Source organism: Turicibacter faecis (assembly GCF_037076425.1).
GTDB lineage: Bacteria > Bacillota_I > Bacilli_A > MOL361 > Turicibacteraceae > Turicibacter > Turicibacter faecis.
Map to the genome: position 1 here is coordinate 1,007,593 of NZ_AP028127.1, position 24,474 is coordinate 1,032,066.

Genomic DNA, 24,474 nt, shown 5'->3' on the forward strand with positions numbered 1-24,474 from the left:
TTGAAGAAGAAGGGGGGAAGTGCTCATGGTCGCACAAAAACGTCGCAAAAAATCGTTCTCGTATGTCTTATATGTTTTATATGTCTTACTACTACTCGTCATAATTGGTGATATTATTGGGGCTTCACTTTACGTTAAACTGGAACAATCATCCCAAAGTTTAATGGCGAACTATGTAAATGAAAATGTTAATGTTTTTAATCAGGAAAGTTGGTCATTTAATCAACTATTTTATAAACAGTTTATGTATCAAGGAAGTATGTGGGTATTAGGATTAACTGGAGTGGGAGTTATCGTAAACTTGTTTTTAGTCTTTTTAAAAGGGGTTATTGCAGGATTTAATGTCTTCTTTATTTTTCAGGCATTATCACCATTTCAGGCCATTTTAACAAGTCTTCTTTGGTTAATTCAATATTTGTTAATTTTAGGGGTTACCATCTTAAGCGGTTACTTCAGTGTCCGTTTTGTCATTATGGCGGTAAAGATTTTATTCTTTAAGAAGAATAAATTATTATTGAAAAAGCATTTGTTATACTATTTCTATCAATTAGTAATCATTACGGTGCTAACGCTGTTGACTGCAGGTGTCACTTACCTCATTCAGCCTGTTGTTTACCAACAATTTGAGAAGGCTGGAAAGTCTGAAACCATTCAACAATCAGCAGATGATTTTATTTCAACTTCATCGGATGCAACTTCACACTTAAACAAGCAAATAAATATTAATTTTGAAAGAGAAGTGTTATAATAAATTATAACAAAATTTAGATTTAGCAAGATGGTGAAATTATGACACAACTTTCAACATATGAAACGATGATAATGAAATCAGGATCAAAGCTAACCAAACAACGCAAACAGATATTAAAAGTCATTATTGATCATCCGCATGAACATTTTTCAGCCGAAGCACTTTATGATTTAGTGAAACATATCGATGACTCGATTGGAATTGCAACGGTTTATCGAACATTAGAACTTTTTGAGAAGTTAGGAATTGTTCGAAATGTAAAAATAAAAAATGATGGTGTGAACTATTATGATGTTGTTGATTTAGACGAGGAAAATCATTTTCATCATCATTTAATTTGTACAAATTGTCGTCGAATTATAGAGATTGCAGATGAACTTGAATCGTATGAGACCTTTATTGAACAAAAGTACGGGTTCCAAGTTAAGGATCATGATCTAACACTATATGGCATTTGTTCAGACTGTCAATCGTTAGAGAATAGTGAAAAACCTCTACAAAAGTAGGGGTTTTTCACTATTAAAAAACGTGAGCGGATCATTTGAAGGGTTGGTGTTGAAGTCATCATCAAACCTAGCGATGGAAAGAGGGGAGTTATGGGCTATTTAGTTTAGAAAGAGAGGAGGGATTGCCACTAGACCGGATGCGATCAATCGATTTAAAGGGGCTCAAAGCTGTTTGTTTCGTTTGTTGGTTTTTAAACGAGGATGTACCATTCCATCGATTGATATCAAGAGATCGAGGTTTAAGTGGCAGAACAGGTGATAAAAGAAAGAGAATTGGAAAATTTTTTAACCTATCTAACCATTGATCGCGGGCTAAGTTTGAATACAAAAGAAAATTATGCACGTGATTTGGGAGGTTACCTTACTTATCTAGAGCAGCAATCCATTGAGCATTTTAATCAGGTTAAGCGTGAACACATTCAAACGTATTTGATTGAGCTTTATGGACGGGGTCTAAATACTAAAAGCGTTGCGCGTCACTTATCCGCCATACGTACCTTTCATCAATATTTGATGATTGAGCGCCTATGCTCGCAAAATCCATGTGATCTTATTGAAAGCCCGAAATTAAGTCGAGATTTACCGGAAGTTTTAAGCGTGGCTGAGGTGGAACGACTTTTAGAAAGTTTTACTGAAGAAACGGCAGCTGACTTGCGCAATCACGCCATGGTCGAATTGTTGTATGCCTCAGGTCTTCGAGTGAGCGAGTTGCTCGCCTTAAACATTGTCGATATTCATTTATCGATGCAATTTATTAAGTGTCGTGGGAAGGGAGATAAGGAACGGATTGTCCCAATTGGGGAAGTTGCCTCTGACGTTTTAACGCGCTATTTAGAAAAAGCACGTCCACAGTTATTAAAGAAATCGACGGATGTCTTATTTTTAAATCGCTTTGGTGATCCTATGTCGCGGCAAGGATTTTTCAAAATATTAAAAAAGCAAGCCCAGATGGCGGGGATTACTAAAAATCTTTCGCCCCATAAATTAAGACATTCATTTGCCACGCATTTAATTGAAAATGGGGTGGATTTAAGGTTGGTGCAAGAGATGTTGGGGCACTCAGATATTTCGACCACTCAAATTTATACGCATATGAGTAAGGAGCATTTAAAGGAGTTGTTTGAGCATACACATCCGCGAGCTCAGGCGCTGAAAGAAAGAGACTCCACAAGTTAAAAAAAATAACATATAATAAATATGGATAGATTGTTAAATACTAATAAAGATTTAGTTGTCGTTAAGAAAGGACGTTAGATATGAAATATAATCGTATATTTTTAATTATCATGGATTCAGTAGGTGCCGGAGAATTACCGGATGCTAAAGATTATAATGATCAAGGAGCAAATACGTTAAAACATATCGCACAAGCTGCTAAAGGATTAAATATGCCTCATATGCAGTCGTTAGGATTAGGAAATTTAACTGAAATACAAGGGGTTGACCCGCATCAACCAGAAAAGGGATATTATACAAAATGTGAAGAATTGTCTGTAGGAAAAGATACGATGACTGGTCATTGGGAAATTATGGGGCTTAAAATTACGGAACCGTTTAAAACCTTCACAGAGACTGGGTTTCCACAGGATTTAATCGATGAATTAGAAAAACGTACAGGTCGCAAAGTAATTGGGAATAAGTCAGCCTCAGGAACTGAGATTTTAGATGAACTTGGGGAAGAACATATGAAAACGGGGGCTATTATCGTTTATACGTCAGCAGATTCTGTATTGCAAATTGCAGCACATGAAGAAATTGTTCCGATTGAAGAACTTTGGAACATGTGTAAAATGGCGCGTGAGATTACGATGAAAGAGGACTGGAAGGTCGGACGTATTATTGCGCGTCCATTTATTGGAGACAAAAAAGGAGCGTTTAAACGCACGCCAAATCGTCACGATTATGCCTTAAAACCTTTTGACAGAACCGTTTTAAATGAATTAAAAGATGCAAAAAAAGATATCATTGCTATTGGTAAAATTAATGATATTTATGTAGGAGAAGGGATTACAGAAGCCATTTTAACGAAATCAAATGAGGATGGAATGAACCAATTACTTCAGGTGATGGATCAGCCATTTGAAGGGTTAGCCTTTTTAAATTTAGTAGACTTTGATGCGTTGTATGGTCATCGTCGAGATCCACTTGGATATGCGAAATGTTTAGAAGCGTTTGATCGTCAATTAGGTGATGTTTTAACGAAGATGAAAGAAGACGATTTACTGATTATTTCAGCGGATCACGGAAATGATCCAATTGCCTCAGGAAGTGACCATACGCGTGAGTATATTCCAGTCATTATGTATTCTCCATCTATGGTAGCAGGAGGAGAATTACCTATTGGGAAAACATTTGCTAATATTGGGGCAACGGTCGCTGAAAACTTTGGAGTTAAGGCACCACTTATTGGAGAGAGTTATTTAAAACAAATGAAATAACAAGAAGAGATGAAAAAGGGATGAAATGATTCATCCCTTTTTTTGGTATTTGTGCTTCTGAAAGATTCGTTGTTTTAAAATCGACGTATAATAAAGGAAAAACTGGGAAGACTATTGAATAATGTTATAATTTAAAAGGTGATGAATATGAAGAGATGGTCTCTGTATCTTTTGATTTGTTTGATCTTGGTCGGAGCGTGGTGTCTTTTTAATCAGTTAGAGTCAACAGACACGGAGTTATCAGTGTTTGGATTCAAAATAGAATTGCAACAAGAGAAGGTATCGGGACAGGTCATTGATGAGGATGGGAAGCCCCTGGTCGCGGAAATTCGTTTTTTTGATTCGGAAGGTGGCCTTGTTAAACGAATTCAAACGAATCTAAAAGGGGAGTTTGGAATTCATCTAGATGAAGGATATTATACGATCGAACTATCGAGGGGATATGAGTATGAACGAAAATCAATTCCTGTGGAGGTTCGTCAGGGACAGCCTGTTCAGGTTAAACCTACGATTCTTACCCGACTGATTGACTGGAGAGCAAAGGATTATTATGGTGGTGATTTTAATCAACACTCCCATTTTAGTTCAGAGGGACAAAATACGGTTGAGGAAGTTTTGACGGCTAATTTAGCAAATGGGCTAAGTTATGGGGCATTGGCCGATGAAAATACCGTTGATGGTAATGATGAGTGGAATGCATTGGCGGATCAGGTCCATTATCTTGCACTGTCAGGTCAAACAGTCATGCATCGTCAACAACGATATGTGGCCGTAAATGTTCCAAAACAACTAACGCTTGATTCAGAAGCTTCGATCGATTCGATTAATCAATTAGGCCACCAAATTCATGAATCAAACGGAATCCTACTCACCGATGCTTTAAATGATTCAATTAAGTCCTTATTAGAGGGGAAAGGAATCGATGCAATTGAAATTTGGAATGGCCAACAAGTGCCTCCAATTAGAAGCTTAGAAGGGTTAGAGAAAAAAATGACCGCTAACGTTTTACGAAGAGAGAAATGGTTTGAACTGTTAAATCAAGGAATGAAAATAACGGCAGTGGCTAATTCAAATAACTATGATATTAATGGAGCCCTTATAGGTGAAGGAATAACGAAAAACGAGCACTATAATCGATGGTTAGCAGATGGAGGATCCGTCGGAGAACCACGGAATTATATTAAGGCGGATGAGTTAACGGTAGCAGGAATATTAAAAGGAATAAAAGAAGGTCATGTTTTTATGACCAATGGGCCTTTAATGGATATTACGATAAATGATAAAACATTCGGTGATGAAATAAGTGGGGTAACGGATGCTGAGATTGCGTATTTAGTAACGTCAAACCAGTCTGAATTAATGCAGTTAAATATTATTGCAGATGGAGAAATTATACAGGAAGTTCCATTAGCAAAAAATGTCCCCAACCTAGGAACATTGAATTTGAATTTATCAGATTATCAATGGGTTGCATTTGAGGTGTTAACGACATCCTATGAATATGCGCTCTCTAATCCGATTTATTTGAAAGCGGATTAAAAATCATACAAACGCCGTCGAACTATTGAATAATATGTCGTTTTTCAGTAAAATAAAGATAACAAGCAAAGAGATGGAGGTCTAACAATGGTTAAACATATTGTGATGTGGAAAATTAAAGAAACAAATGGATTAACAAAAGAACAAACAGCGCAACAAATTAAAGAAGCTTTAGAAGGATTAAACGGAAAAATCGAAGGTCTTCGTCATTTAGAAGTAGGAATTGATTTCTTACAATCGGATGCATCTTATGATGTCGTATTATATTCAGAGTTAGAAGATAAAGCTGCTTTAGAATATTATCAGGCACATCCATTACATGTGAAAGTGGCAACAGAAATTGTAAAACCTGCGGCAACTTCACGCGTTGTTTCTGATTACGAGTTATAAGAATGGGGCAATAACATTTTTGTTATTGCTTGTTTTTATTAGAAAGTTAGTAGATGAATTGATTTATTTTATGATAAATGATACCAATTAAATGGCTTTATTTTTAACTAAAGGGAGAGGCTAACAAGCATGAAAAACAATCACGATGCGTATAATTTAGTTTTTGGAATATCCATTTACGATATTTTTGGATTTACGGCTCACAATTACCGTTCTCATGACTCAAATCCGGGGCGTGTGAAAGTATCTTTTGGTGGCGTATGTCGTAATATTGCTGAAAATATGGCAAGAATGGGAGCAAATACAAAATTTATTTCCGTTCTAGGTAATGATGAAAAAGGAAAAAGCATTTTAAAGCACTCTGAATCAATCAACGTTGATATGTCTGATTCACTGATTATTGAAGGGGCCTCAACACCAACTTATGTTGCCATCCTTGATGAAAAGGGTGAAATGGTCTCTGCTATTGTTGATATTGATGTAGAGCATCATCTCACAGAAGAATTTATTGATTCGAAATCAGATGTGATTGAAGGTTCTGAATATATGTTCTTTGGAGCAGATAATCCGAAAATTTTAGAATATATTGTGAAGAAATATAACAAGAAAACAAAGTTTGTATTAGATCCTGTTTCTGCAGCAAAAGCAGCAAATATCAAAGATTTATTGCCATACTTTCACACCGTGAAACCTAATCGTCATGAAGCAGAAGTATTATGTGGGTTTAAATTAGAAACAGTTGAAGATGTTCGTCGCGCAGGAAAATATTTTCTTTCGCTCGGAATCCAAAATATTTTTATTAGTTTAGATGCAGATGGTGTTTATTACTGTACCCCTGTAGAAGAAGGTATTGTGAAGCCGAACAAGGTAGACGTGATAAACGTAACGGGAGCGGGAGATTCTTTTATTGCAGGTGTTGGCTATAGTTATTTAAATCAACTATCTATTTTAGATACAGTGAAGTTGGCTCAGGCAATGTCGATTATTACCATTTCACATGAAGAGACGATTCATCCGGAGATGGAACTTAATCGTGTAAAACAAAAAATTAATGAAATTGAATGGTCTATAACTACGTTTTAACCTTTCGATTTCCGACAAAACGAGGAGCTTTTTTGTGAAAAAAGCTCCTTTTTTTGTCTTATTGCGGAACTGGAACCGATTACGGAATCGTGGGGTATTGTGTCGGATAAAGTGTTACCGGTTACATGAGAATTATACATTGTATTAATTTTATGAAAACGATATAATCAAGTTGTAGCAAAAAGTAATGCGTTTACTTTGGAGATTCTTAACAGGTATAACACGAAGAATGGGGAGAAACACTAACGAAAAGAGACAGCAAGAAAAAGAAAAAGGAGTCGGACACACGATGAATAAAGTATGGTGGAAAGAAGCCGTGGCATATCAAATCTATCCTAGAAGTTTTATGGATTCAAATGGTGATGGAATCGGTGATCTTAATGGAATTATTACGAAATTAGATTATCTAAAATCACTTGGAATTGATGTGATTTGGATTTGTCCATTTTATAAGTCGCCTAATGATGATTGTGGTTACGATATTAGCGACTATAAAGATATTATGGATGAATTTGGAACGATTGAAGATTTCGATCGTTTACTCAGTGAAGTTCATAAGCGAGGAATGAAATTAATTGCTGATTTAGTTATTAATCATACGAGTGATGAACATCCATGGTTTATCGAATCTAGGTCTTCATTAGATAACCCCAAACGTGACTGGTATATTTGGCGAGACGGGATTAATGGAAAAGAGCCAAATAACTGGGAAAGTATTTTCAGTGGATCCGCTTGGGAATATGACGAAGAAACGAATCAATATTACATGCATCTATTCTCTAAAAAACAACCTGATTTAAATTGGGAAAATCCAGAGGTTAGAGAAGCTTTATACGAGATGGTTAACTGGTGGTTAGATAAAGGAATCGATGGATTCCGAGTTGATGCCATCAGCCATATAAAAAAGGAAGAAGGATTGGCGAATATGCCGAATCCTCAACAACTCAAATATGTTTCATCGTTTGATAAACATATGAATGTGAAAGGAATTCATCCGCTACTGGCTGATTTGAAAGCGAATACTTTCGATCATTATGATATTATGACAGTAGGGGAAGCAAATGGGGTTAAACCTGAAGATGCTCACCTATGGGTGGGAGAAAAAGAAGGAAAATTTAATATGGTTTTCCAATTCGAACATCTTGGACTGTGGAAGGATAATGGAAGTGAAAAACTAGATATCCGTCAGTTAAAACAAATCTTAACCAAGTGGCAAAATGGCTTAGAAGGTGTTGGATGGAACGCGCTTTATATTGAGAATCATGATTTAGCGCGAATTGTTTCTACCCTTGGAGACGATGAACACTATTGGAAAGAAAGTGCGACATCGCTTGGCATGATGTACTTCATGATGAAGGGAACACCATTTATTTACCAAGGGCAAGAAATTGGAATGACCAATGTGCACTTTGATAAGGTTGAGGATTATCAAGATGTCCAAAGTACGGGGCTTTACTATTCTAAGCTCGATCAGGGAATGGAGCATGATGACATTATGGAGATTATTCGTGCAACAGCCCGTGGGAATAGTCGAACACCGATGCAATGGAATAACGAAGCGAATGCAGGATTTACAACGGGGGTACCTTGGTTAGCAGTTAATCCAAACTATAAAGAGATTAATGTGCAAAAACAGGAGGAAGATCCGGAATCAATTCTTAACTTCTATAAAGATATGATTGCATTAAGAAAATCGGATGATGTCTTTATTTACGGAAAATACGAATTGATTCTTGAAAATCATCCAAATGTTTACGCGTACTTACGTATCTTGGATGGGAAAAGTGCCTTAGTATTGTGTAATCTAACGGACACTGAAACGATGGTTGATTTAGGTCAATTATCAGTATCGGCAGAACAATTATTACTTGCAAATATGCCTGTTGAGGATCACGCAATTGTAACTGAATTGGAATTGAAGCCGTTTGAAGCTCGCATCTACAGCTTAAATTAAGCTATGATGATATAAGAATTATTAGGAGGAATAGTTGTGAAAAAGTCAGGGTTTATGTCGTTTGATTTCTGGCAAAAGTTTGGAAAGGCCTTAATGGTCGTTATCGCTGTAATGCCAGCAGCGGGGATTATGATTTCTTTAGGTAAATTAGTTGCAATGTCAGGTGGAGATATTGCAGTAATTGCTACAATCGCTAAAATCATGGAAGAAATCGGTTGGGCGATTATTGGTAACTTACATGTTTTATTTGCCGTTGCTATCGGGGGATCTTGGGCAAAAGAACGTGCGGGTGGAGCATTTGCCGCTTTAATCGCATTTATCTTAATTAACCGTATTTCAGGAGCAATCTTTGGAGTAACAGCTGATATGTTAGCTGATCCAACAGCAACAGTTAAATCACTGTTTGGAGCAGACATGATTGTTGCAGACTACTTTACTGAAATTTTAGGATCGCCAGCCTTAAACATGGGGGTATTCGTAGGGATTATCTCTGGGTTCTTAGGGGCAGCTATCTTTAATAAATATTACAACTTCAGTAAATTACCACAAGCATTAGCGTTCTTCAATGGTAAACGTTTCGTACCATTCGTTGTAATCGGGGGATCAGTTGTAACTTCATTAATCTTATCAATCATTTGGCCATTCGCTCAAGGTGCATTAAACAACTTTGGTCAATGGATTGCAACTTCTCAAGATACTGCGCCAATCCTTGCACCATTCGTATACGGAGCTGGTGAGCGCTTATTATTACCATTTGGTTTACACCACATGTTAACTATTCCTATGAACTATACTGAATTAGGTGGAACATATGAAGTTTTAACAGGTGCAAACGCAGGACAAATCGTTGCAGGACAAGAGTCTTTATGGTTAGCATGGGTAACTGACTTAAATAACTTAAAAGCAGCTGGAGATATGGAAGCCTATAACACATTATTAAATTCAGTAACACCAGCACGCTTCAAAGCAGGACAAGTTATTTTATCAACTGCTTCATTAATGGGGGCTGCTTATGCAATGTTCCGTAATGTTGACAACGATAAAAAATCAGCTTATAAATCAATGTTCGTTTCTGCAGCATTAGCAACATTCTTAACAGGTGTATCTGAGCCATTAGAATTCATGTTCATGTTTATTTCACCAGTTTTATACTTATGCTATGCTATCTTAGCAGGTGCGGCGTTTGCTTTAGCTGACTTAATCAACTTACGTATTCACTCATTTGGTATTATCGAATTCTGTACTCGTATTCCAATGATGGCGAATGCTGGATTAACAGGAGATATGATTAACTTCGTATTAGGATGTTTAGGATTCTTCGCATTAAACTTCGGTGTATTCAACTTTGCTATTAAAAAGTTCAAAATTGCGACACCAGGACGTTTAGGAAACTACAATGAAGAAGATAACACTGCGGCGGATTCAAACGTAACAGCTGGAGGAAGCCAATTAGCAAATGATATCATCTTATTATTAGGTGGAGCAGAGAACATCTTAGACGTAGATGCTTGTATGACTCGTTTACGTGTAACAGTTAAAAATGCAGATAATGTATCAGATCAACCAAACTGGAAAGCAACTGGTGCATTAGGATTAATCATTAAAGATAATGGAATCCAAGCAATTTACGGACCAAAAGCTGATGTATTAAAATCAGAAATTCAAGATATCTTAGGTTTATAATTATAGGAGCGTTTTTATGAAAGTATTAACCTTAAATTGTCATGCTTGGCAAGAAGAAAATCAACTTCAAAAAATTAAACACTTAGCCGAAGTCATTAAAGAAAAAAACTATGATGTGATTGCCTTGCAAGAGGTCATGCAGTTAGTAGACCCAAGTGATGATGAAAAGGTCAAAAAAGACAATTATGCGGTTGTATTACTTCATGAGTTAATGAAGTTAGGGGTAACAGATTATCAATTCGTATGGGACTTTGCTCACATCGGATTTGATATCTATGAAGAGGGGTTAGCGGTGCTAACCCGTCTCCCTATTAAAAAGGCCGATTCATTTGTTATCACGAATCAAGATGATATTCATAATTTCCGCACACGTCGTGTTGTGGGGGTTGAGGTGATGAACGGGGATCAACCGATGAGCATTTATTCATGTCATTTAGGTTGGTACCATGATGAAGAGGAACCATTTAAAAATCAGGTTGACCGCCTAGTTGCCAAGTTACCACAAAATCAATTAGCCCTTGTTATGGGAGACTTCAATAATGATGCTAATATCCGTGATGAGGGATATGACTACCTTTTAAGTAAAGGGTTAGTCGATACGTATACGTCGGCTGAAGAGAAGGATAGTGGTATGACGGTTGTTGGAAAAATTGATGGATGGTCGAACAATAAAAAAGACTTACGCATTGATTTAGTTTTAGCTAACCAAAATATCAAAGTTAAATCATCCCATGTTATTTTTAATGGCCAACATAAAGAAATTGTTTCTGATCATTTCGGTATTGAAGTAGAGTTAGATTTATAAAAATTAACCCCTCTAAAGATTTTCTTTAGAGGGGTTAATGATATAGAAGATAAAGAAAAAACAACTAATTTTTTTATTAGTTGTTTTTTCTTTTATTATTCTGTTTCAAGTTCCTTAAGTTCGAGGTTTTGACGGCGATTATCTAAAGGGTTTTTGTTAATATGATAAACGTAAAATCCCGATTGTGGTTTTGCTAAGAATGCATCGAGATAAAGTGGACCAGATGGGGTATGAGCAAGAACATACGGTTGACCATTAGGTTTCTTTTTCGAAATCCAAGTATATTGTTCATTTACGACACCATCTAAATCCTCGGCGGAAATAAGTGCTTTGTTCACGATGTTTCCATAGCGATCTTTTAAATGAATAGCAATATCCCCATTATCTAGACGTTCGTAACTATTGATTTGTTGGCGATTGTATATTTCAAGGTTTGATTTACGGTTATCTAGAAGATCTCCGTTAATATGTCGGATAGGTGCGTTTTTACTTGTACCTAAGACAACTGATTGTAAGGTTGGTTTGAGGTAGCGAACTTTTCCGTTTTGATTTATTTTTGTTTTTGTTTCAATAATATAGCAATTAAAATCTTTATGCCATTGAGCGTACCAATAAGAATAGTTCTTTACTTTTTCTAAATCCTCTAGATCAAATTGAGCAACGAATGATTTTCCTTTTTTATTAAAAACAGTTAAGTTAACAACGTCTCCGACGATGTCATATTGGTTTTTATGTTGAGTTGTCATTTAGAATCACCTCTAGTCATTTATCTTCTTTATTCATTATGCCATTATAACAAAAGATAATGTATTTTTCTACCTATAAAAACAAATCTTATCTTAATTTGCTACTATTGATAAACGCATATTCAAAAGAAGCGGATAGGGAATAAATTAAGGTGTAGTTGAAATTCTAACAAATGAAGTAAAAGGAGATATAGAACTATGTGCACTAATGGTATGAATAACAATCAATTCAATGAAAATTCAATTTTTAATTTTGAACCTCAACAACAAAATCGCTGTCGATGCCAAAGCGAGGAAATGCGCCCACAACGCCCTTGTCGAAATTCGAATCAAGCGGATCAGACTTGTGTTTCACAAAATGTATTTTTAACAGGTGATTTGTATCAAATTAAAGATGCAGATACAGTTGTTACGAATGATGTGCAGTTAAATGGGATTAGCCAGATGGGGCGTCAGGGAAATAATAACTGTAGAGTTCGACAAGCATATATGCAGGGCTATCGTCAAGGCTGTATGAAAGGGTGTCGTCAAGGTTATCGTAAAGGATTTAGAGATGGGTATTGCCAGGGGGTTAGAACAGCTAACTGCTTTGGATTAGGGAATAACTGTTGCAATAAGGAAGCAGAACTTAACACAAGTCTTTCAAATTCAACTACAAACTCCGTAGCTAATGAAGATTTCTTTTTGTTTTAAAAAGCTACGTAAAGCGAAATAAAAAAAGGCAGGATATCCTGCCTTTTTTTAATAGCTATTATTATTTTGTTTCTAACGCTTTTTTAACTAAATCTAAGTAAGAAGCAACTTTAATAGAAACACCTGATACAGCATCTGTGTGTCCATCTTCATCTGTTAATGTAACTTTTGTTACATCAAAGTTATTAGCAACGATGAAGTCTTCTAATAAGTCCATTTGCTCATGCCATGCTAATTCTCCACCCATGTCATAAGTTCCTTCTTCTGATGCAGCACGTTTTGATGTTCCATCTTCTTGGATCATATCGATATTTAAGTTAACAGCTTTTCCGTTATCATAAACAACTTCAATCACATCTGTTCCTGATTTAGCTGGAAATTCCGATTTTTTAATTCCACTGAATCCAAATTCAGTTTCACCTTTTGCAACTGAATCCATTAATTCTTGAACTAATTTTACATATGAACCGACTTTCATTGAAACGCCTGTTAATGAGTCTGTATGTCCATCTTCATCAATAAGATTGATTTTTGTTGTATCAAAATTATTGTCTACTAATGCTTTTTCTACTGCAGCAATTTGTTCATGCCATTGTAAAGCACCTTCTTCTTTACTCATAACATATCCACCACTAGCAGCTAATTCTTTTTTTGATGTTCCGTTTGTTAATACATCAATTGATACTGAAGTCGGCTTCCCATCTTTGTATTCCATAACAATTGAAGCAACGTCAGTAGAAGCTCCTGTAGGATCAACTAAACGGTTGTATGTTACCGTTCCAGTGTATGTTCCCGCTACTTGTTCAGTTTTTTGTGTTTCAGTTTTTGGTGCTTCTGCGTCATTTGAGCAAGCTCCTAAAAATAAGACTGCTGAAGCTAACGCGATTAAAAGTTTACCTTTTAACATGTGTTTGTACCCCCTACGGCTAAATATTATCTCTAAAAGACAAGCTATATTCTAACAATAAACCTCTTTCATATCAAGGTTTTTTTGTGTTTTTTTTAACAAAAAGCATGAAAAAATGAATAAAGAAAAAATAAAGGGGAAAAATAATAGAATTTTTTTGCATAAGAGAGAGGAAAAAATAGAAAAGTAAGATTATTCCTGTGTATCTATAACATGGAATCGATTACAGTCAGAATTTAGTAGGTTTGTCAGATTACACTATGATAAAATATGTGTTGTGAAGAACAAGTAGACTATTTATAGGGGGATGACATAGATGACAGAAGTAGCACGTAAATGGTGGAAGGAAGGCGTAGGTTATCAAATCTATCCAAAAAGTTTTTGCGATAGTAATGGGGACGGAATTGGTGACTTACAAGGAATTATTAGTAAATTAGACTATTTAGCCCATTTAGGGATTAATATTATTTGGTTATGTCCTGTTTACCAATCACCAATGGATGATAACGGATACGATGTGTCAGATTATTATCAAATTGCAAAAGAATTTGGTAGTATTGAAGACTTTAAAATTTTATTAAATGAAGCTAAAAAGCGTGGAATTAAAATTGTAATGGACCTTGTATTAAATCATACGAGCGATGAACATCCTTGGTTCGTTGAGGCGCGTCAATCAGTAGATAGTCCATACCGTGATTATTACATTTGGCAAAAAGGGAAAACCGATGAGTGGGGAAATGAAACTGAGCCAACGAACTGGGCTTCATTTTTTACACCTTCATGTTGGGAAAAAGACGAACAAACCAACGAGTATTACATGCACATCTTCTCTCGTAAAATGCCAGACTTAAACTGGGCAAATGATAAGATGCGTGAATCATTATATGAAATGGTTAAATGGTGGTTAGAGTTAGGAATTGATGGCTTCCGTGTAGATGCTGTAGCCCATTTAGATCGCGACTTCTCATTTACTGATTCACATATGCCAAGTCATGGGAAATATAAAGAAGATTGGTCAAAATTCTCTAACATGCCACTTGTTCATACTTACTTAAAAGAGTTAAATGAAAAAGTGTTATCTCATTATGATATTTTTACAGTTGGTGAAGTTGGCGGAGGAGCGGATGTTAATGAGGCGCTTAAATACGCGGCGTATGATTCAAAAGAATTAGACATGGTATTTACGTTTGATCACTGCTGGGCAAACAATGGATATGACTCATTAAATGAAACATGGACTAATCGTGTGAACTTATATGACTTAAAACAAGTGTTTAAAAAATGGCAATTAGGATTACAAAATCGTGCTTGGAATCCACTTTATTGGTTAAACCACGATCATCCGCGTGTGATGTCACAATACGGTGAGGCAACACATTACCATAAAGAATCAGGAAAAATGTTAGCGACGTCATTATTAATGATGTGGGGAACACCATTTATCTATAACGGTGAGGAAATTGGGATGACAAACGCGGATCATTTAACATTTGATGATTATCATGATGTTTCGACAATTGAAAAAATTAAGAAATTATTAGGGGAAGGGCACCCAACGGAATTGATTGAACGTTATATTAAAGTGACTTCTCGTGATAATGCGCGAACACCAATGCAATGGGATCAAACGGAAAATGGTGGGTTTACAACGGGAACACCATGGATGAAAGTTAATCCAAATTATCAAACGATTAATGTGGCTTCACAATTAGAGGACGAAGATTCATTATTTAATCACTATCGCCGTTTAATTGAGTTAAGACGTTTTAGTGACTATAAAGATATCATCGTTTATGGGGATTACCAGTTAGTAGGTGAGCATCATCCAAATGTATACGCATATGTAAGAACATATGGGGATCGTCGATTATTAATCGTATCAAACTTCTTTGAAAAACCAACAACTATTTGTTTACCAGATTTAACAGCTAAACAAATGGTCATCTCAAACTATAAAGATTCATCAATGCATTTACCATGTTTAGAGTTAAGAGCTTATGAATCAATTGTTTTTGAATTAGTTTAATTAATACTATTAATGTGCAAAACTACTTCCAATTAATTTCCAGCTATAAAATACCAGTAAAAAAAGAAAAAACATTAACTTAAATCCCTGTATAATTAAGTCTCCTACAACCAATTAACGAGGGGGAATTAAGTTAATGTTCATGGATAGTATTATATCAGATTCAAATTCAATTTTCAAATTTTTAAAACAACTTGATTTAGATTTATTCTTATCTAAACCTCAGTTTAATCATGTTAACCAGTTTCTAAACTTGATGATTCAGGAAAATTATCAGGGGAAAATCTCTGCCGTTAAACACTGTCATCGGACAAGTTTTGGACGATTTTTAACGGATAGTCCTTGGGATGAGGAGGCGATCAGTCACCAGATTCAAACCTATGTTTTATCCTGTATCTATCAGCGTTCTTATCAAACTCAACAACCTATTTACGTGATGGTTGATGATACGACTTGTGTTAAAACTAAACCTTCGTCACGGGCAACACATCCTATTCAAGGATGTAGCTGGCACTTTTCTCATCTTCATCATCAACACGTTTATGGTCATCAATTTGTCGCCTTGATGCTTCAATGTGAGGATTTAATTCTTCCTTATCAAATCATTCCCTATGAAAAAGAGAAACAGAGTAAAATCGAACTCGTTCGAAGAGCTCTGATGGAATTACCCAAACCTCCCTATAAAGGCTATGTCTTAGCGGATAGTTGGTATACGTGTGAAGCTCTCCTTCAAACGGCTAAGCAAGTCGGGTTTCATTATTTAGGAGCGATTAAAACGAATCGAATCATTCTTCCTAAAGGTTACCGTCCCAACGGAATTCAACTGAAACAATTTGCGAAAACATTATCCCTTCATGATCTCGACTTAGTGACCGTCGGATCTGAGCGTTATTATACGTATCTATATAAGGGACGAATAAGAGGGGGACATGTCGTCCAAATCATTTTAAGTTGGCCCCAAACGGCTCCTTTGGAAGAAAAAGCTTTACGTTGTTTTATGAGTCATGATTTGAAAATGTCTGCCAAACAACTACTTAAACACTATACTAAACGTTGGCCTATTGAAATTTTCTTCCGAGAAGTGAAGCAAAATTTCGGAATGGGGAACTATCAAATTCGAACTTTACAAGGGATTAAACGATTGATGTTAATGATTCAATTCGTTTACCTTTATTTAAAACGAATAACGTTAAATAATCGTTGTTTGGGTGACAGTTTACGCCAGTGTCAACGAAAGCAAAAACAAGAATTAGTGAAATTAATTTATCATAAAGCTCAAAAAGGTGTGGAATTAAAAACCATTTTTGAAGAGTTGAAAATTGCATAGGGTAAGTGTATTTTCATTCCTTGGAAAATTTTTCTTAAAAATTGCACATTAATAGTTAATATTATTTTAAAAGAAAATACAGTATCAATACACTCTGACTTGATACTGTATTTTCTTTTGTTGGTAAATGAGCGCGAATTGCGTATAATAGAGAAATCCGAGATAATTTTACTCAAGAAGACGCTCAAGGCTTTTAGCCAATCAAGGTGAACAGTCGTTTAGTTGCCCAATATAAGATTGATTGTGTAGCTAGATAGATAGAGGCGGGGTTCCTTTTGTGTTTTAAGCAGACATCCCTCATCCATAAAACATAAAAGGACGTTTGAGCGCATCCATGTGAAGGTCTTATTTGAATAGTGAAGGAGTTTACGATGAATCATATTTTACAATTATTAGTTGCGATCGTGTTCTTTTTTATCCTTTTTAAACAGTATAAAAAAACACATCAACCTCATCTTTTAGTGACACTACTGGCGTTAGTACTGATCGGTATTTGCCGACTAGTGGTTCCGCATCTTTCAAATCCCGCTATTCGGATAGGGGTTGTCTTTATTGCGGTACTAAGTTGCGCCCTCAGTTATGGACTCATCTGCCGTGATGAAAAAAAACGGTAAGGGGTTAGCCTTCATGGCTAACTCCTTTTTTTATCAAAATGAAAACTTAAGTGTGAAGGCGTCATATAGTAGTAGGGGAGAAACTTATTCTTCTTCCTTAGGGTGCTTTGAAATGGCTGCAAGAGGCGATCTATTATAAATGAAATTCTGTTAAAGTAAATCACCTCATGTATGTGATTAACTGAAAATTTAACGGAAGAATAGGCGTTGATCTATTATTATTAAGGTTTTATTGAATAGGATAGAGTAGGCAGAAAATGTAGCTATTTTAAAGTAGGATAAGAAGCTAGGAACTCTCTGATTTGAGGTGAAACAATGGTTAATCGAGGCAAAGACGGCTGGAATAAAGGAATGTTACAAAAAGAAAAAACGTCTTCCAAAAGTACGCGTAGCGTAAAAAAAACGCCTCTTCAACAATTTGATGTCGCGGCTTTCTTCGAGGAAAATTTGTTTGATATTATTGACCTAGAAGAAAATCGTTCAGGTGTCAAAGAGTTTGAAGATGCTGTGAAGAAGGATGAATAATGGAGCTCCCTCGACTTGTTCAAAGTAAAGATATTCATCGAGGGAAAATCTTTTATGTTGCCTTACCGTATACGCAGGGAAGACCGTTTCGGTTTGTTGAAAAGGACGGACAATACGAGGATTTGTATCGTATTATTGAGCGACCAGATGGATTTAAGGGGGTTTTTGAACCTGAGACCGGGAAGCGCCGTTCGGAAAATCTAGAAGTTGTAACAGGTATTAAATTACGCCCATGTATCGTCATTCAAAAAGATCAGTATAACCATAATGAGAAGTATCCATTTGTTGTCGTGTTACCCATTGCGACATTAACGAAGGAACATAAACAACGCCCGATTTTTAAGCGATTAATTGAGCATAATGATTTGGATCAATTCTATTATCTTGGAAATGATTGTTATATTACAGTCAATGATCCGAAACGTGTGTATAAAAATACGTTATTCTATGTTGAAGGACGTTTAAAAATTGAGGAAAGTGACATCGATATGGATGAATTAATGATGCGCTTTGCAGAATGCTTAGCCGTCAAAAAAATACGTTCTGAATAAGTAAGGGATACTTGCAAGAAAGGGATGCGTCAGGCGTCCCTTTTTGTTGCTAAAAAAGTCGAATATTTATTTAAAATAGTTTGCATTCTATTAAGAATATGATAAATTAGTTATGCTAGATTGAATTAAACAATGGATATTCATCATGCGATTGATGTTGCATTGTGTGGTGGATATGATGAGAATAAAGGGGCAGAATAAAAAGATGACAGCAAAGAAAATGTTAAAACGACCAGAGATGAAACAACTGATTGAAAAAGTAAAGATGTTAAGCCCATTTGAATTAAAGGATGAATTTATTAAAATGGCGCAGAAATCGAAGGAGTTGGGGACCCCGAAAATTTTAAATGCCGGACGTGGAAATCCGAACTGGACAGCGGCAACACCAAGGCAGGCCTTCTTTTCACTAGGACAATTTGCCGTTCTTGAGTCCCAATTAACATGGTGTGAAGGAGATTTGGCGGGAATGCCACAAAAAGAGGGAGCCTATGAACGCTTTTTGGCTTATCTTGCGAAGCACCCGGATGAATATGGGATGGATTTATTAAAACAGGTTGTAGAGTATGGAATTGATGTGCATCAATTTGATCCGGATGAATGGGTATTTGAGTTAGTAGATGGGATTATTGGTGATAATTATCCGGTTCCTGATCGTATGCTTGTCCAAACGGAGCGTGTGGTGAAGGACTATTTAATTAAGGAAATGGGGGGCGATTCTCAAACAGCGACGCATGAGTTATTTGCCGTTGAAGGTGGAACGGCAGCGATGTGTTATATCATCGACTCGTTAAAGTCAAATTATTTATTAAAACCAAAAGATAAGATTGCATTATTTGTTCCTATTTTTACTCCTTATCTTGAAATTGCAACGTTACCATCAAACGAATTTGAAATGGTGTTCATTCATGCCTCGGCGGTGAATGAGGAAGGGGTACCGACGTGGCAATATCCAAAAGAGGAGTTAGATAAATTAAAGGATACGGATATTAAGTTAGCGTTTGTCGTTAATCCAAGTAACCCACCTGCCGTCGCCATGAATGAGGAGACGCTTGCGTATTTAGAAGAAATCGTAACAAAGCATCACCCTAAATTAATGATTGTTACAGATGATGTTTATGGAACGTTTTGCGATGGATTTAAGTCATTGATGATTACGATGCCTTATCATACACTAGGTGTTTATTCTTACTCTAAATATTTTGGGGTGACAGGATGGCGTTTAGGTCTGATTGCACTAGCAAAAGAGAATGTTTATAATCAGTTGATTAAAGAATTAAGTAAGGAAGAACAAGAAAAGTTAGTAGAACGATATGAGGCGTTAACGACTAACCCGAAAGAGATCTCATTTATTGACCGTCTTGTAGCAGATAGTCGTCAAGTGGCGTTAAATCATACAGCGGGACTATCAACCCCTCAACAGGTTCAGATGGCTATTTTTTCAGTTTTTGCATTGCTTGATGAAAAAAATCGCTATAAAGAGCAAACGAAGGCGATTTGTCGCCATCGCGAGCAGTTAATTTATCAAGAGTTAAAGGATTATCCTTACTTAGAAAATGAATTAAATACGGCTTATTATAATAAGTATGATTTACTTGTCTGGGCGAAGTTAAAGTACGGGGAATCTTTTGCGACATATTTAAAAAACGAACGGAGTGCGCTTGAATTTTTATTTGACCTTGCACGACGCTATGGAATTGTCCTATTAAACGGGAGCGGGTTTGAAGGTCCTGCTTGGTCGATTCGTGTGTCACTGGCTAATTTAAATGACGTTGATTACACTAAAATTGGTCAGGCGATTAATGAGCTCTTCGAGGAGTACGCGAATGATTGGAAAAACGGGCAATAATCCGTCTACATTATGAGAGAAAAATGCCATCCTTTAAATAAAAGGAAGGCGTTTTTTTTATATTCGGTATATAATAGAAAAGTAGCAATCAATCGGTGAGAGATTTTTAACGCCTTTATTAAGATTAAGGGCCTGTTTGTAAAAAGATGAAAGATAGTTTCATAGATAGAATGAAAACAGATTGGAGGAAATAGAGTGTCAAAGGTAAAAACAAATGCGATGAGATGGTTGGACCAACACAAAATTGGTTATGATGTACTGGCCTACGAGGTTAAAGATGGAGCTGTCGATGGGATTTCCGTGGCAGCGAAGGTGGGCCGCCCCGTAGAAGTTGTTTTTAAAACATTGGTGACAAGAGGGGCGAGTAAAGCTATTTATGTGTTTGTCATCCCCGTTGCTAAAGAGCTCGATTTAAAAAAGGCTGCTAAAGCGGTCAACGAGAAAAAAATTGAACTCATTGCTGTCAACGAAATCAATAAACTAACGGGCTATATCCGAGGTGGATGTTCACCTATTGGGATGAAGAAGTCTTATCCGACACTTATCGACTCGACGGCGATGGCGCTTCCGACCTTTATTGTAAGTGCCGGAAAAATCGGTTTTCAATTAGAGCTCGATCCACAGGTTCTAAGTCGACTATTAGATGCCCAGTTTCTAGAGGTGACGATGGAGGATTAATACATGGGTTGGATTTTTTTACTTACGGTTAACTGTTTAGGATATGCCCTCATGGCGATTGATAAGCGAAAAGCTTGTCGTGGGGAATGGAGAATAAGCGAGCGATCATTATTTTTGTGCGCGTTTTGCTTTGGGAGTTTTGGCGTTTATGCGGGGATGCACAGTTGTCGGCATAAGACAAAGCATCGATCGTTTCAAGTTTGGATTCCCTTTTTAATGGCGATGCAAACCTGGATCATCTTAAAATTGTATACAGGATCCGGCCTTAGTTAAAGAGTTTTTTCTTCAGAGAAGGTCATGCCACCCTCATCCTTGCATATAATTAAGGTAAGGTGCAAGAAGGGATGTGAGGGGGATGATGAAGGACTTAGAGACAATTCGTCATCAACGAAGAGGGTTTGTTCGTGTGAAGCTATTAATTGAATATTTAGATCAACTCGCAGAACTGAAACAACTCGAAATGGGAACCTACGAAGCAAGCGACGGGGCATTAGTGAACTATGTGGTCGTTGCTAAAGGCTGGAATCATTTTGGCTCATATATTCAACTGTTATATGTTCCGCGTTCCTACGGAAAGCGATATCGCTTTTTACTTGGGGAGGTCGAGGGGACAGTTGATCAATATGAGCAGTTTGACTGTTATCTTTCAGACGCGATTCCAATGACAGAAACATTAATCGATTATATCGTGGATAAAAGTCAACATTTATCATGAGAGCGCGTGGAAGGGGGATGCCGTAATAGATACCTTTTGGGACATTAAGTGAATCGGCCGTTTCAGTTTATAAGATGTTGGTGGTAAAGTTTTATGGCACTTGGTGTCCTTATATCGTCACTCGGGCGCTAGTGGGTTTAGTGGTTGACAAAGGAAAGGTGGACGAGGTAATGAATATGGATGGAGTAGCTTTTTATAGTTGTTTGTCGTTAGCGGGGCTATTTTTCCTTTTAGCACTACTTTTAATGTTACTAGGTGAAAAGGGTGCCATATTAATTAGTGGATTTAATACCTGGCCAAAGTCTAAGCGGGACATGTATGATAAACGGAAGTTAGTAAGCGATCAAGCTCGTTTATTATGGATTTGGGCGATTATTTTGAGTATGGGTGCCGTGTTATCCTATTTTATTTCACCCTATTTTGGGCTGGTAGCATTTATTTTATGGTTGATTCTAGCGTTTAAAGACGTTCATTGGGATGCTAATCGGGCCTTTGAAAAATATCGGAAATCACCTCATTCGGAACATAAAAAATAAAATGATAAAAAAATAAAAAGGGGATTCCCTTTTTATTTTTTTTATTTTGACATTAATATCGCGTCAATGACAGTTGGATCTAATTTATTAAATGGAATAAATGGTGTTGGAGGAGTAGTCGGGGTGGCAATCATTTTTTCCATCCAGATGATGTCGTACCAGTCATGAAATTTATAGGCATGGTCATGAAAATGAGCTACTTGTTTAAAGCCACGGTGTAGGTGAAAATAATAACTCGTTTTTGGGAGTCGCTTATCTTCTTGATCCGTATACGTGAGACAAGCATTTAAATAAGTGATGTTTTGTGCTCGAGAAATCTGTTCAATTTTTTCATAAAGAAGGGTTCCGAGTCCGCGTTGTTGGAGATTGGGTTTAAGGTAGATACTTGTTTCTACCGCCCATTGACAAGCTTCACGTTTATTAAAGGGACTCGTATAGGCAAATCCTAAAATTTCATCTTTCTGTTTGATGATCAGATAGGGATAAGCTACTAAGGTTTGTTGAATTCGGGTATAAAAATCTTCTACGGATGGAAGATGACATTCGCATGTAATCGCTGTATGTAGAATATAATAAGTATAGATATGAAGTAATTCTAAAGCGTCTTCAGGCTTAGCGATAGAGATTTGAATTGTTGAGCTCATTTAAGTCTCCTCCTCATTTTGAATGGTGCGAAAAGCTGGGTGTTTACTATTATCAGAGTAGTCAAAGTTGTAGAAACAAACCTGTCTTGCCCCTAACCTAAAAACAATGTCGATTATTGTAGAAAACTATCTTTTTTAATAAAGAAAGGCGTGGTATAATTAAAGGCATTGGTTAATGTTTGATGAAAGGAAGGGATTCATGCACTGGGTTTATATCGTTGAGTGCTCTGATGGGACTTATTATACGGGATATACAACGGATGTCAAGCGTCGGTTGAAAGAACATAATGAATCACCTAAGGGGGCGAAGTATACGCGGGCTCGACGGCCGGTGACCTTATGTTATCAAGCAAGTTATGAAACACGGAAAGAGGCTTGTCAGCGGGAATATCAGATAAAAAAGATGACGCGGCAACAGAAAATAGAGTTAATAATGTCTCAAAGCAAGTGATTTGACAAATTTAAAAATAGCATCTACAATTTAAGTAGTAATCATTATTATTATAATTTATAAAAAAAGGGGTGATGGAGATGAAATACTCTAAACAGCGTGAAATGATTCATAACTGTGTGAAGGATAATCCTTGTCACTTAACGGCGGATGCTATTTATGAAATGTTAAAAAAAGATCATCCAAATTTAAGTTTAGGAACGGTCTATCGCAATTTATCTCAGTTAGCAGAGCATGACATGATAAAAAAAGTGAGTATCCCAGGTTATCCGGATCGTTTTGATGGAACATTAGAGGATCACTTTCACTTTATTTGTTTAGAATGCGGTGAAGTAAAGGATTTATTTATTCCTGAATTGTATGGAATTGACTCGGTCGTGGAGCAATCAACGGGAGTTGATGTTTCAAAATGTGAAATGACCTTCAAAGGAATTTGTGAAAAATGTAAATCGACTAAAATAGTTTAAAAGAATCCTAGGCCGTCTAGGATTTTTTTTATGGATTACAATAAAATAGAGAGGAAGGGGGAAGTTAAATGGGGAATTTTAGTTTTTCATCGCTTGGTGTGTTATTTTTATTGTTGGTATTGATTCCGAATGCCTGCTGGTGTTTTAAAAAGCCAAAAGATGATACGGCAGAAAGGGAGAATCGTTGGTTACAAACGTGTGAACAGCTTGGGCAGGTCTTAACGACAATAGCTCTTCTTATCGATGGGAATTTAAATTGGCACGGATGGTCCAATCGGTGTTGGTGGCTTATCTTAGCTAGTTGCTTTATTTTTTTGTATGAGTGGTTTTGGGTTCGATATTTTCGAAGTGATCGAAATTTAATTGATTTTTATCGCCCATTAGTGGGGGTTCGAGTGCCAGGAGCAACTTTTCCTATCCTTTCGTTTTTATGCTTGGCTTTATATGGACGTGCGCTCGTTTTAGGTTTTGCAACTTTTTTATTAGGGGTTGGCCATATAGGCATTCATTTATCACATGAACAAGAGCTTAAGACTCAACTACTGAATCAGGTTAAGGATTAATTTTTATTAAAAAGGGACTTTATTCCCGGTCCAATT

General features: G+C 36.5%; 27 protein-coding genes. 24 read left to right on the plus strand and 3 right to left on the minus strand.

What is annotated here, in order from left to right:
* Positions 1 to 25: 25 nt before the first annotated feature.
* The 10 genes from AACH31_RS04845 to AACH31_RS04890 all read left to right on the plus strand — a co-directional run bounded on the left by AACH31_RS04845 (position 26) and on the right by AACH31_RS04890 (position 11,149).
* Positions 26 to 748: a stage II sporulation protein M gene (locus AACH31_RS04845; RefSeq protein WP_161831619.1), complete on the plus strand. Its 723-nt coding sequence runs from the start codon at positions 26 to 28 to the stop codon at positions 746 to 748.
* Positions 749 to 789: 41 nt separating this feature from the next.
* Positions 790 to 1,257, plus strand: coding sequence for a Fur family transcriptional regulator (locus AACH31_RS04850; protein WP_161831618.1), 468 nt, complete (start codon positions 790 to 792; stop codon positions 1,255 to 1,257).
* 255 nt (positions 1,258 to 1,512) lie between these two features.
* Positions 1,513 to 2,433 carry a site-specific tyrosine recombinase XerD gene (xerD, locus tag AACH31_RS04855; RefSeq protein WP_262950615.1) on the plus strand — a complete coding sequence of 307 codons (921 nt, stop codon included), beginning with the start codon at positions 1,513 to 1,515 and terminating at the stop codon, positions 2,431 to 2,433.
* Positions 2,434 to 2,513: 80 nt separating this feature from the next.
* A complete protein-coding gene (gene deoB / locus AACH31_RS04860; protein WP_161831617.1) occupies positions 2,514 to 3,695 on the plus strand; it encodes a phosphopentomutase in 1,182 nt (393 codons plus the stop codon).
* Between the two features lie 147 nt (positions 3,696 to 3,842).
* Positions 3,843 to 5,234, plus strand: coding sequence for a CehA/McbA family metallohydrolase (locus AACH31_RS04865; RefSeq protein WP_161831616.1), 1,392 nt, complete (start codon positions 3,843 to 3,845; stop codon positions 5,232 to 5,234).
* An 87-nt stretch (positions 5,235 to 5,321) separates the two neighbouring features.
* A complete protein-coding gene (locus AACH31_RS04870) occupies positions 5,322 to 5,624 on the plus strand; it encodes a Dabb family protein (RefSeq protein WP_161831615.1) in 303 nt (100 codons plus the stop codon).
* Positions 5,625 to 5,753: 129 nt separating this feature from the next.
* Positions 5,754 to 6,707: a carbohydrate kinase family protein gene (locus AACH31_RS04875; RefSeq protein ID WP_262950613.1), complete on the plus strand. Its 954-nt coding sequence runs from the start codon at positions 5,754 to 5,756 to the stop codon at positions 6,705 to 6,707.
* A 289-nt stretch (positions 6,708 to 6,996) separates the two neighbouring features.
* On the plus strand, positions 6,997 to 8,661 hold the full coding sequence (locus AACH31_RS04880; protein ID WP_262953601.1) for a glycoside hydrolase family 13 protein: 1,665 nt from the start codon (positions 6,997 to 6,999) through the stop codon (positions 8,659 to 8,661).
* A 36-nt stretch (positions 8,662 to 8,697) separates the two neighbouring features.
* Positions 8,698 to 10,344 (plus strand): PTS transporter subunit IIBC, encoded by a 1,647-nt coding sequence (locus AACH31_RS04885; RefSeq protein WP_262950609.1) that lies wholly within the window; start codon positions 8,698 to 8,700, stop codon positions 10,342 to 10,344.
* A gap of 16 nt (positions 10,345 to 10,360) precedes the next feature.
* Positions 10,361 to 11,149 (plus strand): endonuclease/exonuclease/phosphatase family protein, encoded by a 789-nt coding sequence (locus tag AACH31_RS04890; protein ID WP_338617974.1) that lies wholly within the window; start codon positions 10,361 to 10,363, stop codon positions 11,147 to 11,149.
* Between the two features lie 95 nt (positions 11,150 to 11,244).
* Here AACH31_RS04890 and AACH31_RS04895 read toward each other — a convergent pair whose 3' ends face one another.
* A complete protein-coding gene (locus AACH31_RS04895; protein ID WP_338617977.1) occupies positions 11,245 to 11,895 on the minus strand; it encodes a hypothetical protein in 651 nt (216 codons plus the stop codon).
* Between the two features lie 198 nt (positions 11,896 to 12,093).
* On the opposite strand from AACH31_RS04895, the gene AACH31_RS04900 reads away from it, so the two are divergent.
* Entirely contained in the window at positions 12,094 to 12,588 is a 495-nt protein-coding gene (locus tag AACH31_RS04900; RefSeq protein ID WP_262950605.1) for a hypothetical protein, read from the plus strand.
* Between the two features lie 61 nt (positions 12,589 to 12,649).
* Here the strand turns inward: AACH31_RS04900 and AACH31_RS04905 are convergent, their stop codons facing one another.
* The gene (locus tag AACH31_RS04905) at positions 12,650 to 13,495 is read right to left on the minus strand and encodes a hypothetical protein (protein WP_262953598.1); all 846 of its coding nucleotides are present in this window, start codon (positions 13,493 to 13,495) and stop codon (positions 12,650 to 12,652) included.
* Between the two features lie 316 nt (positions 13,496 to 13,811).
* On the opposite strand from AACH31_RS04905, the gene AACH31_RS04910 reads away from it, so the two are divergent.
* The 10 genes from AACH31_RS04910 to AACH31_RS04955 all read left to right on the plus strand — a co-directional run bounded on the left by AACH31_RS04910 (position 13,812) and on the right by AACH31_RS04955 (position 22,313).
* Positions 13,812 to 15,521: a glycoside hydrolase family 13 protein gene (locus tag AACH31_RS04910; protein ID WP_161831607.1), complete on the plus strand. Its 1,710-nt coding sequence runs from the start codon at positions 13,812 to 13,814 to the stop codon at positions 15,519 to 15,521.
* Positions 15,522 to 15,657: 136 nt separating this feature from the next.
* A complete protein-coding gene (locus AACH31_RS04915; RefSeq protein WP_161832744.1) occupies positions 15,658 to 16,848 on the plus strand; it encodes an IS701 family transposase in 1,191 nt (396 codons plus the stop codon).
* A gap of 371 nt (positions 16,849 to 17,219) precedes the next feature.
* On the plus strand, positions 17,220 to 17,462 hold the full coding sequence (locus tag AACH31_RS04920; protein WP_161832599.1) for a hypothetical protein: 243 nt from the start codon (positions 17,220 to 17,222) through the stop codon (positions 17,460 to 17,462).
* Positions 17,463 to 17,777: 315 nt separating this feature from the next.
* Complete coding sequence (locus tag AACH31_RS04925) at positions 17,778 to 17,987, plus strand: hypothetical protein (protein WP_161832598.1); 210 nt, start codon at positions 17,778 to 17,780, stop codon at positions 17,985 to 17,987.
* On the plus strand, positions 17,987 to 18,538 hold the full coding sequence (locus tag AACH31_RS04930; protein WP_161832597.1) for a type II toxin-antitoxin system PemK/MazF family toxin: 552 nt from the start codon (positions 17,987 to 17,989) through the stop codon (positions 18,536 to 18,538). Before AACH31_RS04925 ends, AACH31_RS04930 begins: the two co-directional genes overlap by 1 nt.
* Before the next feature lie 205 nt (positions 18,539 to 18,743).
* Positions 18,744 to 20,384 (plus strand): aspartate 4-decarboxylase, encoded by a 1,641-nt coding sequence (gene aspD / locus AACH31_RS04935; RefSeq protein WP_161832596.1) that lies wholly within the window; start codon positions 18,744 to 18,746, stop codon positions 20,382 to 20,384.
* Between the two features lie 195 nt (positions 20,385 to 20,579).
* Complete coding sequence (ybaK, locus tag AACH31_RS04940; RefSeq protein WP_161832595.1) at positions 20,580 to 21,062, plus strand: Cys-tRNA(Pro) deacylase; 483 nt, start codon at positions 20,580 to 20,582, stop codon at positions 21,060 to 21,062.
* A gap of 3 nt (positions 21,063 to 21,065) precedes the next feature.
* Entirely contained in the window at positions 21,066 to 21,335 is a 270-nt protein-coding gene (locus AACH31_RS04945) for a DUF1294 domain-containing protein (protein ID WP_161832594.1), read from the plus strand.
* Between the two features lie 82 nt (positions 21,336 to 21,417).
* Complete coding sequence (locus AACH31_RS04950; protein ID WP_161832593.1) at positions 21,418 to 21,777, plus strand: hypothetical protein; 360 nt, start codon at positions 21,418 to 21,420, stop codon at positions 21,775 to 21,777.
* A gap of 170 nt (positions 21,778 to 21,947) precedes the next feature.
* Positions 21,948 to 22,313: a DUF3784 domain-containing protein gene (locus AACH31_RS04955; RefSeq protein ID WP_161832592.1), complete on the plus strand. Its 366-nt coding sequence runs from the start codon at positions 21,948 to 21,950 to the stop codon at positions 22,311 to 22,313.
* Positions 22,314 to 22,354: 41 nt separating this feature from the next.
* On the opposite strand, the gene AACH31_RS04960 is transcribed toward AACH31_RS04955, so the two are convergent.
* Positions 22,355 to 22,957 carry a GNAT family N-acetyltransferase gene (locus AACH31_RS04960; RefSeq protein WP_161832591.1) on the minus strand — a complete coding sequence of 201 codons (603 nt, stop codon included), beginning with the start codon at positions 22,955 to 22,957 and terminating at the stop codon, positions 22,355 to 22,357.
* 199 nt (positions 22,958 to 23,156) lie between these two features.
* Between AACH31_RS04960 and AACH31_RS04965 the strand changes: the two genes are divergently transcribed.
* The 3 genes from AACH31_RS04965 to AACH31_RS04975 all read left to right on the plus strand — a co-directional run bounded on the left by AACH31_RS04965 (position 23,157) and on the right by AACH31_RS04975 (position 24,438).
* Positions 23,157 to 23,408 carry a GIY-YIG nuclease family protein gene (locus AACH31_RS04965; RefSeq protein WP_161832590.1) on the plus strand — a complete coding sequence of 84 codons (252 nt, stop codon included), beginning with the start codon at positions 23,157 to 23,159 and terminating at the stop codon, positions 23,406 to 23,408.
* Between the two features lie 80 nt (positions 23,409 to 23,488).
* On the plus strand, positions 23,489 to 23,875 hold the full coding sequence (locus tag AACH31_RS04970) for a Fur family transcriptional regulator (protein WP_161832589.1): 387 nt from the start codon (positions 23,489 to 23,491) through the stop codon (positions 23,873 to 23,875).
* Between the two features lie 68 nt (positions 23,876 to 23,943).
* Positions 23,944 to 24,438 (plus strand): hypothetical protein, encoded by a 495-nt coding sequence (locus tag AACH31_RS04975; RefSeq protein ID WP_161832588.1) that lies wholly within the window; start codon positions 23,944 to 23,946, stop codon positions 24,436 to 24,438.
* Positions 24,439 to 24,474: the final 36 nt, after the last annotated feature.